Below are 16,885 nucleotides of genomic sequence, written 5' to 3' on the forward strand. Positions count from 1 at the left end.
AATCATCTATGAATAAATCAGAATTAATAAATGACAGTTTAATTGAGCTTAATGTCGAAGCACAATCAAAAGAAGAAGCTTTGAAAAAAGTTGCCGATCTTGTTTTGAAAGCCGGATGCGTAAAAAGTGCAGCAGCTTATTACCATGGAATGATGGAAAGAGAAAAAAACTCCACAACCGGGTTTGGCAGCGGAATTGCAATCCCTCATGCAAAAATGGAAGAGGTGGTCCAGCCCGCTATCTGCGTAATAACACTAAAAGATGCTATTGATTGGAAAGCAATGGATAATAAACCAGTACAGCTATTGATAGCATTAGCTGTTCCAACCGAACATGAAGGAAGCTTTCACTTGAAATTATTAGCAACGTTATCAGAGAACTTGATGGAGGACCATTTCGTCCAGTCATTGCTTTCAGCAAGAACAAAACATGAAATTCTTACAACCATTACGGGTATTTTCACAGACAAAGGAGAGGTTTAATAATGAATATTTTAGCAGTAACTGCATGTCCAGCCGGGGTTGCGCATACGTATATGGCAAAAAAAGGATTAGAAAAAGCAGCCAAAAAGCTGGGTCACAAAATAAAAGTAGAAACGCAAGGCTCCATGGGAATTGAAAATGAAATCAAGGAAAAAGATATAGAAAAAGCTGATTTAGTCATTTGGGCAATTGATACAAAGATCGAAAAAGCAAATAGATTTGATGGCAAAAGCATTCACGAAGTCCCTGTTGCAGCAGCAGTTAAAAATGCTGCAAAGGTCATTGATGACGCAATAGCCAAACAATAAAAACAGGAGTGAGACCTATGTGGAACACAGCTAAAAAACATCTGATGACCGGGGTTTCTTATATGATTCCTATTGTCGTCGCTGGCGGTATATTACTTTCATTAGGAGTAATCATTGGTGAAGAAACAATGATAGGCGAAAAGTTAGCTGACTATGGAGTATGGGTTTTAGGTTTAATGGTTCCAATGATTGCAGGTTATATTTCCTATTCCATTGCGGACAGGCCCGGGATTGCAGTTGGTTTAGCGAGTGGTGTATTTGCAGCTGAGCTTGGTACCGGATATATCGGCGGTATTTTAGTCGGATTCTTTGCAGGGTGGATTACCAACCAGTTAAAGAAAATACCGTTGCATCCAAACATAGCAGTAATCAAGCCGATTATGATTATCCCTGTACTTGGTATTGGCGCATCAGCCATTTTTATGACAATTATTTCGTTACCTTTAGCTCCAGCAATGACTGGCTTGGAAAACTGGCTGAATTCTATGGAAGGCAATAATCTATTAATCTTAGGATTTATAATTGCAGCAATGATGGCATTTGATATGGGCGGTCCAGTTAATAAAATTGCTCTGGCATTTTGTTACGCTACGCTGGCTGAAGGAATTTACGCCCCTATGGCGGCATGCTGGATTGGTATTATGGGGGCACCGCTCGGGTTATCTTTAGCAACACTGCTCTTCCCTAATAAGTTCTCAAAATCTGAGAAAACCAACGCTATTCCAGCTGCATTGATGGGGACATTGGGAATTACAGAAGGAGCAATTCCCTATGCAGTAGCTACACCTTTAAAAGTAATCCCTGTCATTACAATTGGTTCTGGTATCGGCGGCGGTATTGCATTAATACTTGGAGCACAATCTCCAATTCCTGCAGCAATCGGGATCTGGGGACTGCCATTTGTTAATGGTCCATTTATGTTATTAATCGGTCTGCTTATTGCCGTAATCATTATTGCATTAGCAGTAGGATTTTTGCGTAAGGAGAGCGATGTAGAAGAATCAGAAGATACAGAGCTATCATTTTAATTATCCAGGAGGTGCTTTTTTGACTATTCCATTTGATAAAGTCATTAATCGAAAAGGAACGTATAGCACACAATGGGATTTCGCTAAAGATCGTTTCGGTAAAAGTGATGTACTCCCTTTTTCCATATCAGATATGGATTTTCAAAGTCCGCCTGAGATTTTACAGGCAATAGAAGAATATGCAGCACATGGGATATTTGGCTATACAAGGTGGAATCACAATGCATATAAATCAGCCGTCACCTATTGGTTCAAATCTCGTTTTACTGCGGATATTCCTGCTGATTGGATTGTTTATAGCCCAAGTGTTATTTATTCTATTTCCAAATTAATTGGAATTCTAACAGAGGAAGACGATCAAATCATCCTGCAGACTCCGGGATACGATGCTTTTTTCAAACAGGTATCTGCTTCCAACAGAGAATTAGTCAAGAACCCGCTGCTTTATAAAGAGGATTCGTACACCATCGATTTTGATTTGTTGGAAAAGCAGCTCTCCAACCCCAAGGCAAAAGTGCTGCTTTTCTGTAATCCGCATAACCCTACCGGGAGAGCCTGGAATCATAATGAACTGCAGCATATTATCAAACTTTGCGAAAAGCACCAAGTAAAAATTATTTCCGATGATATTCATATGGACATTGTTTATCAAAATCACAGTTATGTACCTATCACCAGTATAGCGAGGAATCCGGACAATGTATTTATCTGCACCTCTGCCAGTAAGACATTTAATACGCCAAGCTTAGGCGGCTCATATGCATTCATCCCGGATGAAAAAGTAAGAGAACAATTTTTGACGATCATGAAGGAGCGCGATGGCCTATCAAGTGCATCTATATTCGGCCTGCTTTCTATTATTAAAGGATATAATCATTCTGCATATTGGGTTGATAATCTGGTGGACTACCTGTATGAAAATATGAACCTTGTATCTTCTTTTATCCAAAGCCAGCTTCCGGAGATAACATTTAAGATCCCGGAATCCACATACCTTGCATGGATTGACTGCTCAAACCTGCAATCATCCGATGATGAAATTCAGCATGCTTTAGTAAATACCGGTAATGTAGGAATTATGTCCGGCAGCGTCTACCATGTAAACAAAGGAAAGTTCCTGCGGATGAACGTTGGGTGTCCGCGCAGCAAGCTGGTAGATGGATTGGAAAGATTGGAGAAAGCCATTAAAATAGTTAACTAGGTTAGAAATGTTACATTCTGTTTGCTTCAGTAAGATTGGTTAAATAAAATATAAAAGTCATGAGCTTCTTCCTTAACTGGCAGCTTATGACTTTTATTATTTTAAGAACTATTTCAGAGACTATTGCAAGCATATCTATTAGCTGTTTCAAGTTATGAACACTATAATCAACAAAAATATACTGAAACAGCAAATCCCTCGTAGACTCCCCTTCCATTCCAGGCTTAGTTAAAAAATATTCCACAATTTCCTCTTTTGTAAGGCCAATCTCTTTTAAACCACGGGAAATCATAGATAAATAGGATTGAGGGGGGCCCCATTACATCTGGATTTGTAAATGTAAACATTGGCGCCCCATCCTCTTTTCCCAGGTAAATAGCCCTTCCATACCAGTCTGCTTCCAGGTCAACATAGCCTTTATCCATAATATCCTGCACATTGATATGTAAGGCATCAACATTATTTTCCTGTTCCACGACTTCTCCAAATTGTTCATCAGTATTCAGATACTTTCTTGCATATGTCTTTGTATCTTTATTCGATTCATGACCAATAAAGGCAACACCACCCTCGCCCCATTTACTTTCTTCCTTAATTATATCGTGAACCCTTTCATTAGCTCGTACAAAGGAAATAATCTTTCTTTTATAATTATACTTAAAACAATAATTGCATAAAGTTTCATTAAAATTAAAACAAATATTGAAATTAAATTTCATAAATGCTATTCTATTATTAATAAAAATTCAAAAAGGAGGAGAAAAATTGGAACAGCTTTTAACAGAAAGGCGTAATAACCGGACGAAAAATCTCGATCAATGCAGTACGATTGAAATTATTCAATTAATGAATGAAGAAGAAAAGACAGTCGATCTTGCAATTAAAAACCAAGAAAAGAATATCGAAACTGTAATTACTGAAATTACGAAATGCCTTGAGCAAAAAGGCCGGTTAATTTATGTAGGCGCTGGAACGAGCGGCCGTCTTGGCGTTTTAGACGCGGCTGAATGTATTCCAACCTTTGGTGTATCTAAAGATCAGGTAATTGGCGTTTTAGCTGGAGGAAATAAAGCATTTGTCGAAGCAATAGAAGGAGTTGAAGATGACTTTGATCAAGGAAGCATCGATTTGGAAGCGCTTAAAATATTCAACAAGGATATTGTTGTAGGAATTGCTGCAAGCGGACGAACACCTTATGTTTTAGGAGCTTTAAATTATGCGAAAGAAAAGAATGCACAAACTGTAGCATTAGCATGTAATAAAGACTCAGAAATAGGAAGATGCGCTCAACTGAAAATTGAATTAGATGTCGGACCGGAAGTACTTTCTGGTTCTACAAGATTAAAATCGGGCACAGCTCAGAAAAAAGTTTTAAATATGCTGTCTACTATTTCAATGATTCGTATTGGAAAAGTATATGAAAACTTGATGGTTGATGTAAAGGCAACCAATAAAAAATTAAAAAGAAGAGCTGAACGTATTTTGAGTACAGTTGGAGAAATCTCCCTGGAAGAAGCACAGCAAATTTTATCAAGAACAGATTATCAGTTGAAGCTGGCTATCATTATGGTTAAGAAAAATCTAGGAATGACAGAAGCAGAACAGTTGCTTGCTTCTGCAAATGGATTTCTTAGAACAGCATTGGAGGACTAAATATGAGGCAGATTATTTTAGCAGGACATGGGGATGGATGTTTAGGAATGAAACAATCCACAGAAATGATCTTAGGAGAACAAACTCATTTACATGCCGTAAATCTGAGTTCATCTGAAAATGCACAAGATTATCATAAACGACTTCATTCACTGATAGAGAAAGGTAGAGAGAATGGCATTAATGAATTTTGGATATTAACAGATATTAAAGGAGGTACACCAGGAAACGTAGCAACTCTGATAGGAAAACAAGAGGAAGGAATTACAGTAATTTCAGGTTATCACCTGGCTATGATTATTACAGCATGCACAGACAGTCATATCACCGCTAATCATTTAATTGAAGAATCCAATAAAATGATTCAAAAAATAATTTAATATAAGATATTCAAAATCTTCTTTTTTTGAACATCTATAGAATAAGGAGGAGCTCGAATGAGTATTGCAGTAACTAGAATAGATGAGAGATTAATCCATGGACAGGTAGCTTATTCATGGTCGGTAGCGTATCAAGTAGAAGAAATTGTCGTAGTAGATGATGTACTGGTGCATGATGAAATGCAAAGAATGTTATTGGAAATGGCTGTTCCAGAGGGAAAGAAGTTTCAATTACTTTCTGTAGAAGAAGCAAGTAATTATTTTAAATCAGAAAATAAATTAAATACATTCTTAGTAGTGAAAGGGCCCCAGACTATCTTGGATTTAGTAAATCAAGGGGTTCATTTTAAGGAAATTAATGTAGGCGGAATGTATTTTAAAGAAGAAAAAGAAGAAATCACGAAAACAGTCTATCTGAATGAAGAAGAAAAAAATATTTTTCGAGATTTAGCTTCAAAGAATATTTATTTGGATGTACGTACAGCTCCCAGTGATAAGTCAATTGACTTAATAAGCAGAATTTAATGGAAGGAGAAGTTTAAATGACATTGATAGCAGCTCTATTGTTGAGTGTTTTAGTAGCCCTTCTCATTACAGAAAATTACGGTTATGGTTATTGGATGATTAGCCGCCCTATTTTTGCTGGTCCATTAATTGGTTTAATTCTTGGAGATTTGCAAACCGGCTTAATTGTCGGTGCAAGTGTCGAGTTAATGTTTATGGGGGTCCTCCCGATTGGCGGATCTGTTCCCCCGAATGCACAAATTGCAGGAATTATCGGTACAATTTATGCTATTCAAGCTGAATCCACAGCTTTAGGAATTACTCTTGCCCTGCCGATTGGAATCTTAGCACAGTTTTTAATCATGTTAGCTTGGAATTTAAATATTTATTTAGTTCATAAATCAGATAAAGCAATTGTCGATGGGAATACAAGAAAGATGGAACTCCTCCACCTGTCCGGGATACTTGTTTTCTTTAGTGTATTTTTTGTATCTTCTTTTCTAGCAATTTACTTTGGCAGCGATTTCGTTAGTCGTATAAATGATGCGTTGCCCGGATGGGTTTCCGGAGGTCTGGAAATTGCCGCAGGTTTACTCCCGGCAATTGGGATGGCTATGCTATTGAAAATGATGGATCTTAAAAAGTTTTGGCCCTTCTTTTTAATTGGTTTTATATTATCTGTTTATTTAGATTTAAATGTTTTAGCTGTATCTTTATTAGGTTTAGGGATAGCAGCTGGTATATCAGTAATCAGTAAATCGAAAGAAAATACGGAAACCTTTACAGCTGCGGATTCAACCTCACAAAATGAGCAAAGCCTTTTGAAGAAAAAAGATCTATGGCGTGTTTTTGTAAGATCATTTTTCAGTATGGCAAGTATCAATTATGAAAGATATATTAGTTTAGGTTTTGGCTATGCGATGGTTCCGGCCCTCAAACGCTTATATTCTGACGAGAGCGAATATAAGTCAGCTTTAAAAAGGCATAATGAATTTTTTAATTGTCATCCATATACTGCAAACGTTGTATTAGGTGTTGCTGCAGCTTTAGAAGAACAGAAAGCACAACAAGGTGTTATTACCGATGAAACAATTGCATCTACGAAAACTGCTTTAATGGGGCCTTTATCTGGTATTGGAGATTCCGTATTTAAAGCAACATTTATGACTATTTTTGCTGCGATAGGTGCTGGATTAGCACTTAACGGAAATATACTAGGTCCAATTCTTTTCATTGTTCCTAATATATTATTAAATGTCTTAACCCGTTATTTTGGCGTTTTTTGGGGATATAAATTCGGTGTCCAGCTCATTGCCAAAATGAAAAGTTCCGATGTAATTCAGAAATTTGTTCAAGGAGCAACAATCGTTGGGATGATGGTTACCGGAGCCATGATTGTGAACTTTGTAAAGATTGAATTAACTGCGGAATGGACGAGTGCCGGAAAAGAAATAATGCTTCAGGAATTGCTTGATCAAATTTTTCCGAGCCTGCTTCCGCTGGTGATTACATTACTATTTTATTTCGCTCTAATTAAAAATAAGAAAGCGATTTATTGGCTGATGCTAATTTGCTTTGCGATTGGTTTAATTGGAAGACTTTTAAACATTATATAATGGAGGAATTGGTTTATGGAGAAAGAAGAGCTATTAAATGCTATCAGAGGCGGCCTGGTGGTTTCCTGCCAGGCACGCCAAGGATGGCCAATGTATGGCACAGACATCATGGTTGCATTTGCTAAAGCTGCCAAACAAGGAGGAGCTGTAGGAATTCGCGCAACAGAGCCTCAAAATATCTCTGCTATAAAAAAAGCAGTGGATTTACCTATTATCGGGATTTACAAACAATGGTTTGAAGGCTTTGATGTCTATATTACACCTACGTATGAAAGTGCAGCTGCTGTTATCGAAGCAGGCGCAGAAATAGTTGCTTTGGATGGAACAAAACGAATCAGACCAAACGGAGAGAATTTAAAAGAAATTATTGCACGTATTCATGATAATTATCCCGATATTTTAGTCATGTCTGATTGTGATAATTTAGAGAGTGCATTATATGCAGAAGAATGTGGGACAGATATTGTTTCTACAACGCTATCGGGGTATACTGAAGAAACAAAGGATCAAAACAGTTTTAACTATGAATTCGTCAGCGCGTTAAAAAATCATGTGAAAGTTCCAATTATAGCCGAAGGTCATATTTCTACACCTGAAGAATTGGTGTCGGCATATAAAAGTGGAGCGGATTCAGTTGTTGTCGGTTCTGCTATTACCAGACCGGAGATTATCACAAAAAGATTTGTTGATAACCTTGAACAATTAAAAAAGAAAACCATCTAGGAGGGAGCCAGTGTGTCCTTGATTGAAAGCTTAAAATCTCAAGAGAATTTTACAAAGATTGAAATGAAAATTGCGAATTATACCTTGAATAATTTAGGCAAGATTTCCAGAATGACCATAAAGGAATATGCCCTTGCTGCTAAAGTTAGTGAAGCAAGTGTTGTCCGCTTTTGTAAGCAGCTGGGAATTAAAGGGTTTCGTGATTTTAAGTTAGAGCTTAATCAGGAACTGACTCTGAAAGAAAATAAAATTGGTTTTAATATTGTTCAAAAAGAACATGCTGATAAGTTATCCATGCGTGACATCTTCTTTAATACGCTGGAGTTGGATAGGCAAGCAGTTGAGCAATTACTTAATACATTGGATTTAAAAAATATTGAGTCCACTGTTTCTGCCATCCAAAAGAGTCATACAGTTGTTACTTATGGTGCGGGTGCATCTGCGATGGTTGCAGAGGATTTAACGCATAAGTTTACTAAGCTTGGAATTAAAGTTTTTTTTAATCGAGATTTCCATTATATGCTCTCTTTAGTTTTAAACATGCAGCCTGGAGATGTATTTATTGCTATTTCCACTACTGGCGAAACACAGGAAATTCTTGAACTTGTTGAACTGGCAAAAGAAAAGGGAGCAATTATTGTTGCTGTTACCACATTGCAGAAATCAACATTAGCTCGTAAAGCTCTGATTCCACTCTATACACCGATGCTGGAAGAATATTTTCGTGTTGCTAATATGGCAACACGAATTTCTCAGCTTGTAGTTGTAGATACATTATATATGAGTCTTTATGTAGAACTGGGAGATCAGATTATTGATCGATTCTATGAACTGAGAGATTCTGTTAATCGTTTTCGCCGTTAAGCAGCAAAAGAAACAAGAATCTTTGAAACATCCCTTCTTAGGTGAAGCATGTTAATCATAGTTATTTATGATGTAAGTACTTCAAGTTCCGGCGGCCAAAAACGACTTTGCAAGGTAGCAAAACTTTGCCAAAGCTATGGTCAGCGCGTGCAAAATTCTGTTTTTGAATGTATTATTAACAGCACACAATATACTATCCTAAAAAATAAACTTCTTGGTATAATTGATATAGATAGAGATAGCATTAGACTTTATCGTTTAGGTGATAACCATCATTCTAAAGTGGAATATTTTAGTATTAAAGACTCTTTAGATTTGGAAGGACCTTTGGTTTTCTGAATATATTAATTAACTTGGTGCTAACCCTAAGCGAACATAAATTACTAGGGAGGTTAGCACCAGTTGATTTAACAGGGTTTTAGCTAATTTTGGTATAGATTCATCCAAATTTCGGAATCAATATTTTAGGTTAGCACTTTTACAGTTATAAACCCTTGCTGTACCTAGGCGTATATTATGCGCTTTCGCACTCTATATGGGTGCGTGGATTGAAATCTCTTTTAGCAAGAGAAGACTTCAACCTGTATTCTTCGCACTCTATATGGGTGCGTGGATTGAAATCAGTAGTTATTGAATCAGCAACAATGCCCTCATTTCGCACTCTATATGGGTGCGTGGATTGAAATTTGCTCAAATACAGCGTGAATCAGGCGGTAATCTTCGCACTCTATATGGGTGCGTGGATTGAAATGAAGCCTACAAAAGTAGTATTACCGGGTTGGAAATTCGCACTCTATATGGGTGCGTGGATTGAAATGAAGCCTACAAAAGTAGTATTACCGGGTTGGAAATTCGCACTCTATATGGGTGCGTGGATTGAAATATAATATTTACCACTTGACTTACATTCGATTACGTTCGCACTCTATATGGGTGCGTGGATTGAAATTAAATAAAAGATTAGCATCAACTGCAAACGCCTTTTCGCACTCTATATGGGTGCGTGGATTGAAATCATTCTCTCATTTGTAACATCTCCTTTTAGTTTTTTCGCACTCTATATGGGTGCGTGGATTGAAATTAGAATCCTATCCAACTTTGTTTCAATTCTATCCTTCGCACTCTATATGGGTGCGTGGATTGAAATATAAATATATTGTTAACAGAAGACCTGTATTTGTTTCGCACTCTATTTGGGTGCGTGGATTGAAATACGTAGCTTCCATTACTCTTGTAAAATCTGCAACTTCGCACTCTATTTGGGTGCGTGGATTGAAATTTCTCACGTAGAAAATCATATGAGCCTTGGTATGTTCGCACTCTATTTGGGTGCGTGGATTGAAATAGAGGAATATGTGGTACTGGATTCTGTTCCAGTTTCGCACTCTATTTGGGTGCGTGGATTGAAATTAAAGTTTTATATCTGTTATAAACGTATGCGGATTTCGCACTCTATTTGGGTGCGTGGATTGAAATATCATCTACGGAATCAAAGTCAATGAGTAAATTAATTCGCACTCTATTTGGGTGCGTGGATTGAAATCACCATGGTTTGACAATGAAGATGATTACAGTAATTCGCACTCTATTTGGGTGCGTGGATTGAAATATACTACTGGAAGAATGATCTTTAAAAAAGCGATTTCGCACTCTATTTGGGTGCGTGGATTGAAATTTTATATAATGACTAATGTTAATGTAGTTAATATTTCGCACTCTATACGGTGGCGGGATTCCCCCGCCACTTCACCTCTACTATTAACCTAATCCACCACCAAATTAATTCTCCAACTTAAACATTCGCTTTAAGTATGATTACTTAAAGATTGGAATAAAAGCATTTGTCGTCTAAAACTCTAAAGTTCAACTATGCCCCTCCAAATCTAAACCAGACCCCAAATCTAGATAAAGCAGCTGTTAAGAATATATATTATGTTGATTTAAGCTATGAAAAATTATACTCAGCCAAAAATATACCCAAAAAGTGAATCCTCCGTAAACTCTCCTTCAATTCCAGGTTTAGATAAGAAATATTCCACAATATCCTCTTCTGTAAGGCCAATTTCTTTTAACCCACGGGAAATCATAGATAAATAGGATTGAGGAGGAGTGCTAAACCCATGTGTTCCCATTACATCTGGACTTGTAAATGTAAACATTGGCGCCCCATCCTCTTTCCCCAAGTAAATAACCCTTCCATACCAGCCTTCTTCCAGGTCAACATAGCCTTTATCCATAACATCCTGCACATTGATATGTAAGGCATCAACATTATTTTCCTGTTCCACAACTTCCCCGAATTGTTCATCCGTAATCAAATATTTTCTTGCATATGTCCTTGTGTCATTATCCGGTTCATGACCGATAAAGGCAACTCCACCCTCGCCCCATTTGCTCTCTTCCTTCATAAAATAGAGCGGATAAGGGAGTATGGCTTTTGTTGTTTTCTTTGGCGGAGTGGTATTTTTACAGCCTCTTTCCTCTTTTTCGGAGCCTTCAGGAATACCGCCTTCGATATAACAGGCAAAGCGATCCTTACTAATGTTGGAGCCATAGCTCACATACCATACGTCCATGATAACACCTCCTTGCTTCACGTCATTTTGAAAGTGAAAGATATAATAATTTTTGATTTTATAATAACATAAAAAGAAACCAGTAACTTTTGCTCAAGGCTGAAAGTAATCAGATTGCTTTTTGAAAATAAACCTTTCAATTTTATGAAGGTAACCTTCAAAAATGAGAACTCGAATAAAGCCGGTGAAGCCATTCATCAATGACCTTACCCGCTAACTCTCGCAAACTATGTTTCTACTAAAGATCTAATTAGTTATCTCTATTTAATCCTGAATACATTTCCAAGAAGTGATAAACAGCAAACCTATATATAACCCTCATGTTTTCCTGAATGCTGGATCTTCATCCGCAAAGCATCCTTCCCCCAAGTGTAAAAAATATGGCTGACGAATAAAAACAATGTAAATCCAAAAGCAAGGGAAGTAAGCACTTCAAGTGTTTCGCCAGCAATTATTCCATAAGAATAAGCCCATGAATCCACAAGATTGGGCTCCTATGAAAATTAGCAGACCCGCTCTTATCGATTTCATGAACTTAATTACAACGAAATAATCATTTCTTAATGACAGCTTTTGCTCCTTCACAACAGTACAATATCGTTTTTATCAGCACTGTCACCCTTCCCTCTGAACTCTCTCCTCTTCACTTTTACCCAGACTGGATGCTCCTCCACGCATAGAGATATAGGCTGTGCCGATTGAAAATAATACAATAATCCCCGCAACGATTGCATTGTAGTTAACAGTTGACTGTTCAATAACAATCCCGCCGACAAACGACCCAAATGCAATTCCAAAATGAAGGGCAGAATTATTTATACTCTGCTGAATATCTGACGATTCCGGAGCTGTCTCAATCAGATAGCTTTGCATAGGCGGTGACATGGCCCAGCTCATCGCGCCCCATATCACCATAACAGCTGCAAATAAAATGAAGGAGAATGTCGTATAGGGAATGCTAAATATTGCACAGCTAAATACGATTGCTACAATAAAAATGCTTTTTCTTGTTCCAATCCGATCCCCCATTATTCCGCCTAGTCCTCCGCCGGCAACAGCTGCAATTCCAAATATCAGATAAGCAACACTTACCATTGATTCCCCGAACCCTGCAACATCCTTTAAAAATGGCGTAAAGTAAGCATATAATACAGTATGCCCGCCCAAGAACAGAAATGTTGTTGTCTGAGCAAAGAATATCTTTCTATTCTTTAATGTTTTCAATTGCTTTCCAAGTGGAAGAAACGGCTTTGGCTCAACCTTCTTCATAAAAAAGTGTACCCCGGCCAGCGATAGTACTGTCAAAAAGATAATCAGGAAAAATGGCGCTCTCCAGCCAAAATTATTACCCAATAATAGCCCTATAGGCAATCCTAATACAATGGACCCGCTGATTCCCATTGAGACAATTCCCAATGCCCTGCCGCGGTATTTAACCTCCACAATACTTGGGGCAAGAACCAGGCACAAATTAATAAGAAGTGATGCACTGACAGCAGATATAATTCTTCCTAAAAGAAGAATCATGTACGAGGAAGAAATAGCAGTTACAATATTTCCTATCAAAAACAGAAATAAAAATAATAACGTCAATTTCTTCCGTTCCATTTTTGCAGTTAAAACCAGTAGAACCGGACCTAAAATTCCTAAGATCAACGAATAAATCGTTATCAAAAAGCCGACTTTTCCAAGACTGACCTGTAAGTCCACCGCAATTAAATCAATTATCCCGCCAATAATAAGCTCCACTAATCCCACCACAAATGAAACGACCATTAAAATATATATACGTTTATCCATAAATTACACCTTTCCTCATAAGTCCCAATCTATTTCATAGCTGCGAGTACTTGCCGATGAACAGAATTAGTCCAAATGAGCAGCTTCTGTTTCTTCATTTAAACTCATGTAATGTATCTCTTTATCTGTTCTCTACATAATCAATCATAACTTCAGTGAGCTCACGCAGTGAAATAATTATTTGCCTATCTGATTAGGAAAAGGATGAAGCATTGGTATAAATTATCAGACAAAAAACAAGGCCAGAGTTAAACCGCTCATAAAGCAGCTTCACTCTGGCCCTGTCTTTTGAAAGGTTACAGTGTTAATTCTAACGAAAAGAGAGTTATCATTGTAAATATATTTAGTGTACTTTTCTTATTTACTAAAAGCTTCTTTAGACTCGAAAAGTTATAATAATATATTCCATAAATTTCCACTAAGCAATTAACGTCCTTTTCCCCCAGACTCCTGCACCACATTTGTTAATAGATTTGCCAGCTCGACAATGTCAAAATCATTCGCCTTTTGTACAGTCTCATATAAAGATGCAAATTTTTCATTGTTTAAATCCACGAATGCTCCAACCATAGATCCCACAATAGCGGCAATCGTGTCCGTATCATATCCTATGTTCACCGCATCGATTACTGCCTGCAGAGGATTCTCCTTGTTCAAAGCAATAATTCCAAATGCGCTGGGAACAGCCTCCGAAATGTGTAAACCACTTCCCACTACCTGTGACAGCTTTCGCAGCTTCTCTTCTTTTGTGCCATGACCGTCTGCTATACTATAGGCCAGCTTGATTCGCTCTACAACACTCGGTCCTGCTACTTCGCGAGAAACTATTTTTGCTTTTGTTTCACCGCGAATAGCTCCATAAAATCCTGCACTCAACGCCTCATCCACCGTAGCATGAGGTGCCAAAGATGCACTTACTGCTGCTGATACGGCACATGCTCCTGAAATTGCCAGTGAATTATCGTGTGTTACTTGTGTAACGATAATGGCAGCATCAATAGCTCCCTCCAAGTCATTCGGATTCAAAATCCCTGCTGGAGCAATTTTCATTGCTGAACCATTCGTTGCTTTTGATGCATAGTCTACTGTCACAGCGCCGGGTAAAGGTGCTGGTTCCGACTCTTTTGAGTCCTTATACATCTTTATTGCCCCTCGAGTTGTAGGTCCTGCGAAACGGTCAAAATACCACGGAACATTGGACCAATCTAAAATGGCTTTTTTAACAGTTTCCTTGTCTATAACACCGTCATTTTCCAAAATCGCCTTGCTGAGAAAATATATTTGAGAAAAATCATCTGTTACTTGTCCAGCTTCATTTCCTAGTGCAAATGCCGTCTTATCAGGCTTTTTAAACTCACTCAATGGCTGTCCAAAATGTGTGCGTATTTGATCGAATGACAGGTTTTCTGTGGCTGCTCCCATGGCATCGCCTATTGCTGCCATTCCTAAGATTCCTTGGATTTTTGTATTTAAACTCATTCAATCAGCTCCCTTTTTGTATTTAATTCTTTTTATACATTTCTGCTTCTGGATCCTTAATTCCGAACAGTAAGGTCAATACCATACCTCCGAAAAAAGCTATTGCCAGACCGACTATATAAGCCCATAAAGTTGGTCCCGCAAACGCAGGAATAGTTGTCAACCCTCCGAAAACGAATGCATTTCCAACAACGTTAAATGCTCCCATAAATGCTCCACCAAGAGCAGCGCCTAAACATCCTGCTACTAATGGAGTTTTGAATCTGATTCCCAAACCATAGATAGCAGGTTCCACAATTCCTGATAAGAAAACAGAGACCATTGCAGTTCCTGATAACCCTTTCAATTCCATGTTACGAGTGCGCAAAAATACAGCAAATGCCGCGCCTGCCATGCCAAGATTCGCGGTTGCCCCGTAAGCAATAAGTGCAGAGGTTCCCGTCTCAGCAATTTCAGGTATAATCACCATTGTGTTTGGAGCCCAATGTACACCAAACATAATTAAAATATTCCATATCCCGCCTATGAAAGCTCCTGTAATAATTTGATTAATACCAGTTAACCACCCTACAGCATTAGCAATTCCAATACTTGCATAATTTCCTATTGGTCCTACTATACCAATAGTAATCGGCACCAATACAAACAGTAAGACAGTCGGAATTACAATCATATGCAAGCTGTGTGGAAGCTTTCTTTTCATGAAATGCTCCATCAATGATTGTATCCAAACAATTATAATTGCCGGAATCACCTGGCTTGTGTAATCAAAAACAGGCATTGGTATGCCCATAAAACTTATTAAATTACCACCCTCGTCATTTTGCACCAATTCCATAAATGACGGCATAATCAATGCACCAAGAATCGCAACAGCAATGTAAGGGCTTGTATTAAATCGTTTAGCTGCAGTCATAGCAACTAGAAGCGGCAGGAAATAAAAGACTGCTGTTGCTGCATTCTCCAGAATCAAATTCGTCGTGCTCTCGGTCGATAGCCACCCCAGCTGATTTGCCAAAATCGTAAATCCTCGTAAAAGGCCTGCTCCAGCTAATAATGGTAATAATGGTGAAAAGATACTTACAACTAACGCAATAAATTGATTAAACAAATCGCGTTTCTTTCCGCTAGTTTGCGTAGAACTGCCTTCTCCATCTCCGGTATTCTCTGATGTCTTCCATGCCTTCATGAAAGCATCATAAACATCTCCAACATTAGTACCAATAACTATTTGTAATGTGTCATCTCTTTCAACAACACCCGGGACATCATCCAGAGCCTCAATATCCTCTTTTTTGGCCAATGTACGGTCTCTCAAGGAGACCCGCAATCGGGTAGCGCAATATGTTACGAAGCTTATATTCCCGTCGCCCCCCATTAAGACTAACAGCTTCTTTGCTAATTGCTCTGTGGTGTCCATAAACACACCTTCCTTTTAGATTTAATAATTTCGAAGTCTTTCGATATGAAGGGAGATATAACCTACTTCTTCTTCAGGCAATTGAATCCCGTGTGCATCACACAAATGCTTACTCACCCGTTTTGCACAATTAAAAGCAGTTTTGAATTTGTGCTGGATCATAGTTAGCATTTCATTATCCATTACGTGTACATCGTAACGATTGGGTCTGTTCAAGGCGAACCGCAAATGCATAATCAACCGTTCATAGGCCAGATCATCCTCTTTTATGGAAATGTCGAGAGTCGTTTTGATAACTTCTACCATATTGCGAATAATGGTTGTTTCTCGTATCGTTTCGCGCAAATCACCTCCTTCAAGTTTCATTGTGTGGAGATGCAGCGCAATAAAGGCTGCTTCATCAATCGGCATTTCGAGACCAAGCTTGTCCTTGATATGACGAATTGCCCATAATCCAACCTTAAACTCATCCCGGTATAAAATTTTGATTTCCTGAATCAGCTTATTTTTTAAATGAATCCCTTGCTCTTCCCGTTCAATCGCAAAGGATAAATGATCAGATAAGCCCAGAAGAATATGACTGCTCATTTTGGTCTGCAATTGCTCTTCAGCATAGGCAATGATTTCTTCACAAAGGATAAAATGTTCTTCCGGAATGCGGAGAAGCAATCGTTCCAGTTTTTCATTGCCTTCCAGCACGAACAGTTTCTCTATTTTAGCTGGATTAATGATATCGTTTTTGTTTTTATTAAAGGCTACACCGCCGCCAATTGCTATTTTTTCCTGTCCTTGATCATTGATGATGACGGCATTATTGTTGAGAATTTTCGTTGCTTTCATTGTCAAGCCTC

The 16,885-nt window shown here is 38.1% G+C and carries 18 protein-coding genes and 1 CRISPR repeat array; of the genes, 11 read left to right on the forward strand and 7 right to left on the reverse strand.

From position 1 onward, the window contains the following. Nucleotides 1–8: 8 nt before the first annotated feature. The 4 genes from MKY30_RS02110 to MKY30_RS02125 are packed head-to-tail and all read left to right on the forward strand — an operon-like array spanning nucleotide 9 to nucleotide 3,019. Entirely contained in the window at nucleotides 9–482 is a 474-nt protein-coding gene (locus tag MKY30_RS02110) for a fructose PTS transporter subunit IIA (RefSeq protein WP_156985056.1), read from the forward strand. 2 nt (nucleotides 483–484) lie between these two features. Then, complete coding sequence (locus MKY30_RS02115) at nucleotides 485–790, forward strand: PTS fructose transporter subunit IIB (protein ID WP_147210011.1); 306 nt, start codon at nucleotides 485–487, stop codon at nucleotides 788–790. A 17-nt stretch (nucleotides 791–807) separates the two neighbouring features. After that, a complete protein-coding gene (locus MKY30_RS02120; RefSeq protein WP_147210010.1) occupies nucleotides 808–1,818 on the forward strand; it encodes a PTS fructose transporter subunit IIC in 1,011 nt (336 codons plus the stop codon). A gap of 19 nt (nucleotides 1,819–1,837) precedes the next feature. After that, entirely contained in the window at nucleotides 1,838–3,019 is a 1,182-nt protein-coding gene (locus tag MKY30_RS02125) for a MalY/PatB family protein (protein WP_147210009.1), read from the forward strand. A gap of 224 nt (nucleotides 3,020–3,243) precedes the next feature. Here the strand turns inward: MKY30_RS02125 and MKY30_RS02130 are convergent, their stop codons facing one another. After that, nucleotides 3,244–3,738: a hypothetical protein gene (locus tag MKY30_RS02130; protein ID WP_147210008.1), complete on the reverse strand. Its 495-nt coding sequence runs from the start codon at nucleotides 3,736–3,738 to the stop codon at nucleotides 3,244–3,246. A 46-nt stretch (nucleotides 3,739–3,784) separates the two neighbouring features. On the opposite strand from MKY30_RS02130, the gene murQ reads away from it, so the two are divergent. The 7 genes from murQ to cas2 are packed head-to-tail and all read left to right on the forward strand — an operon-like array spanning nucleotide 3,785 to nucleotide 9,098. Next, entirely contained in the window at nucleotides 3,785–4,672 is an 888-nt protein-coding gene (murQ, locus tag MKY30_RS02135; RefSeq protein ID WP_339283098.1) for an N-acetylmuramic acid 6-phosphate etherase, read from the forward strand. Between the two features lie 2 nt (nucleotides 4,673–4,674). After that, complete coding sequence (locus MKY30_RS02140; RefSeq protein ID WP_339283100.1) at nucleotides 4,675–5,052, forward strand: PTS sugar transporter subunit IIA; 378 nt, start codon at nucleotides 4,675–4,677, stop codon at nucleotides 5,050–5,052. 57 nt (nucleotides 5,053–5,109) lie between these two features. Then, on the forward strand, nucleotides 5,110–5,577 hold the full coding sequence (locus MKY30_RS02145; RefSeq protein WP_147210006.1) for a PTS system mannose/fructose/N-acetylgalactosamine-transporter subunit IIB: 468 nt from the start codon (nucleotides 5,110–5,112) through the stop codon (nucleotides 5,575–5,577). Nucleotides 5,578–5,594: 17 nt separating this feature from the next. Beyond that, nucleotides 5,595–7,172, forward strand: coding sequence for a PTS system mannose/fructose/sorbose family transporter subunit IID (locus MKY30_RS02150; protein WP_156985057.1), 1,578 nt, complete (start codon nucleotides 5,595–5,597; stop codon nucleotides 7,170–7,172). Between the two features lie 15 nt (nucleotides 7,173–7,187). Continuing rightward, entirely contained in the window at nucleotides 7,188–7,895 is a 708-nt protein-coding gene (locus MKY30_RS02155) for an N-acetylmannosamine-6-phosphate 2-epimerase (protein ID WP_147210004.1), read from the forward strand. A gap of 12 nt (nucleotides 7,896–7,907) precedes the next feature. After that, nucleotides 7,908–8,759 carry a MurR/RpiR family transcriptional regulator gene (locus MKY30_RS02160; protein ID WP_339283103.1) on the forward strand — a complete coding sequence of 284 codons (852 nt, stop codon included), beginning with the start codon at nucleotides 7,908–7,910 and terminating at the stop codon, nucleotides 8,757–8,759. Between the two features lie 48 nt (nucleotides 8,760–8,807). Next, nucleotides 8,808–9,098 carry a CRISPR-associated endonuclease Cas2 gene (gene cas2, locus MKY30_RS02165; RefSeq protein ID WP_339283104.1) on the forward strand — a complete coding sequence of 97 codons (291 nt, stop codon included), beginning with the start codon at nucleotides 8,808–8,810 and terminating at the stop codon, nucleotides 9,096–9,098. A 184-nt stretch (nucleotides 9,099–9,282) separates the two neighbouring features. Further along, nucleotides 9,283–10,434: a CRISPR direct-repeat array (repeat unit 32 nt; unit sequence TTCGCACTCTATTTGGGTGCGTGGATTGAAAT). A 286-nt stretch (nucleotides 10,435–10,720) separates the two neighbouring features. Here the strand turns inward: cas2 and MKY30_RS02170 are convergent. The 6 genes from MKY30_RS02170 to MKY30_RS02195 form a co-directional block, all read right to left on the reverse strand. Then, nucleotides 10,721–11,335, reverse strand: coding sequence for a hypothetical protein (locus MKY30_RS02170; protein WP_341082664.1), 615 nt, complete (start codon nucleotides 11,333–11,335; stop codon nucleotides 10,721–10,723). A 305-nt stretch (nucleotides 11,336–11,640) separates the two neighbouring features. Then, entirely contained in the window at nucleotides 11,641–11,817 is a 177-nt protein-coding gene (locus tag MKY30_RS02175) for a hypothetical protein (protein WP_156985068.1), read from the reverse strand. A 133-nt stretch (nucleotides 11,818–11,950) separates the two neighbouring features. Continuing rightward, a complete protein-coding gene (locus MKY30_RS02180) occupies nucleotides 11,951–13,135 on the reverse strand; it encodes an MFS transporter (protein WP_147210001.1) in 1,185 nt (394 codons plus the stop codon). Between the two features lie 426 nt (nucleotides 13,136–13,561). Beyond that, the gene (locus MKY30_RS02185) at nucleotides 13,562–14,614 is read right to left on the reverse strand and encodes an ADP-ribosylglycohydrolase family protein (RefSeq protein ID WP_341082667.1); all 1,053 of its coding nucleotides are present in this window, start codon (nucleotides 14,612–14,614) and stop codon (nucleotides 13,562–13,564) included. A gap of 22 nt (nucleotides 14,615–14,636) precedes the next feature. Next, nucleotides 14,637–16,034: a PTS transporter subunit EIIC gene (locus MKY30_RS02190; RefSeq protein ID WP_341082668.1), complete on the reverse strand. Its 1,398-nt coding sequence runs from the start codon at nucleotides 16,032–16,034 to the stop codon at nucleotides 14,637–14,639. A gap of 21 nt (nucleotides 16,035–16,055) precedes the next feature. Beyond that, nucleotides 16,056–16,874 (reverse strand): PRD domain-containing protein, encoded by an 819-nt coding sequence (locus tag MKY30_RS02195; protein WP_147209998.1) that lies wholly within the window; start codon nucleotides 16,872–16,874, stop codon nucleotides 16,056–16,058. Nucleotides 16,875–16,885 lie beyond the last annotated feature (11 nt).

Source organism: Oceanobacillus sp. FSL W8-0428 (genome assembly GCF_038004405.1).
Lineage (GTDB): Bacteria > Bacillota > Bacilli > Bacillales > Amphibacillaceae > Oceanobacillus > Oceanobacillus sojae.